The sequence below is a fragment of the Alteromonas sp. AWJ4_197 genome, assembly GCF_056160285.1.
The window spans coordinates 1-1,440 of record NZ_JBSWWW010000032.1 but is presented as its reverse complement, the minus strand read 5'-3'; the positions used below and the strand labels follow the sequence as shown (position 1 = coordinate 1,440).

Annotated in this window: 2 protein-coding genes; both read left to right on the top strand. The window is 39.9% G+C overall.

Features of this window, described 5'->3' with window-relative positions; translation table 11 throughout:
* Nucleotides 1-119 precede the first annotated feature (119 nt).
* Nucleotides 120-551 (top strand): hypothetical protein, encoded by a 432-nt coding sequence (locus tag ACXAGC_RS20355; RefSeq protein ID WP_474846827.1) that lies wholly within the window; start codon nucleotides 120-122, stop codon nucleotides 549-551.
* Between the two features lie 122 nt (nucleotides 552-673).
* Nucleotides 674-1,237 carry a hypothetical protein gene (locus tag ACXAGC_RS20350; RefSeq protein ID WP_474846825.1) on the top strand — a complete coding sequence of 188 codons (564 nt, stop codon included), beginning with the start codon at nucleotides 674-676 and terminating at the stop codon, nucleotides 1,235-1,237.
* The last annotated feature ends 203 nt before the right edge of the window (nucleotides 1,238-1,440 follow it).

Sequence of the window (1,440 nt, the reverse complement as noted above, 5' to 3'; positions counted from 1 at the left end):
CACATTAAGTCGGTCGCAAGCTCCCTGGGACAGTAACACGTGGGCTCTGTCGCTTCGCTCGGATTTTAGCCCACGTATTACTGCCCCTTATGTGGGTGTTATGCTGATTAAGGAAAGTTTTGGCAAAATTTCTCGTATTATTACTCTTTCCACTTGTTTGCTATGCGGATATAGAAGGTATACCCGTTTGGGTTTTTAATAAAACCATACATTTACCAAACAATTGTACGTTTGCTGCTCGGCCATCGGTGTTTAATGAGTCAAGCGTGAAATTTATTTGTGAATCTCACGAAATAAACGAGAAAGATGATGCATGGATATGGTTCGTAAAATATAACGCTACAAGCTTTGAAGAGTTGAAACGTAGTAAGACAGTTCGTAATTTTTTATCAGGTAAACTCTACGATCTCTCACACTATTCATTTGTATTGGAAGAAAATGAATTTTCAAAATTTAAGTCGGAAATAGTATGTGATGAAGAGATTTGCATCCACATTGCCGGTGCGCTTAAGTCGGAGGTTTCAAGCTTTGTCTTTGGTCAACTCCAATAGATAACAGCATAACAAGCCAAGTAAACGGGACAATTACACGTGGGCTCCCGTCACTTCGTTCCGTATTATAGCCCACGTGTAATTGCCCCTTCTTGGGGTGTTAGAGCTACTAAGGATAGTTTATGAGTTTTATTATAGAAACGGCGACAGGGGTCTCTGCGGCATCCATTGCAAGCTTGATTAAGCAGTGGTCCGAATTAAGGGATGCAAAAAAAGAAGAAGAACTAAAAACCCCTGAATGGCAACAATTAGAGAAAGCGTATATAAACCATTTAAAGTGGCGATTCGGTTATCCGCAAAAAGTTTTTGGTCAACAAATTTTGGCAAACTGGATTATAACTTTTGTTGTCCTTGCCCTAGTGGTTTCAGGCTTAGTATTTTCGTTCATTCAACTTCAGTACGCTATCGAATTAGGTGATATGTCGTCACTAAGCACAGAGATTCAGATAGAAACGGCAGGAAAAATTTCTGTAGGTTCATCGATTGTCGGTGCGATAACTTTAATAATTTCGCTCGCATTCTTTGCCCTCTATTTAAAATATGTATTCCAAATAAAACATACAAACCCACCACACGTTAGCCTTTCAGATACGGATGCTGAAGCAATTTTGAAAAATGCTAAAGCTGGTAAACATGCAAAGGACGCAGAGGATGGGCTTCAAATAAAGAGCGTATCTCTGGGGTAGTAGCTCTAACAAGCGCATTAACTCGCTCGCAAGCTCGCTGGGACAGTAACACATGGGCACTGTCGCTTCGCTCAAATTATTGCCCATGTGTTACTGCCCTTTATGCGGGTGTTAGGCATTTGAGATTTAACATGGTGAGTTTTAAAGTACTTAATTCCGTGACATCAGTCATAGCATTAATATTATTTGTCAATTTTCTAATC

Coding starts and splice junctions, on each gene's coding strand:
- ACXAGC_RS20350 (WP_474846825.1), top strand. CDS start 674: ATGAGTTTTATTATAGAAACGGCGACAGGGGTCTCTGCGGCATCCATT.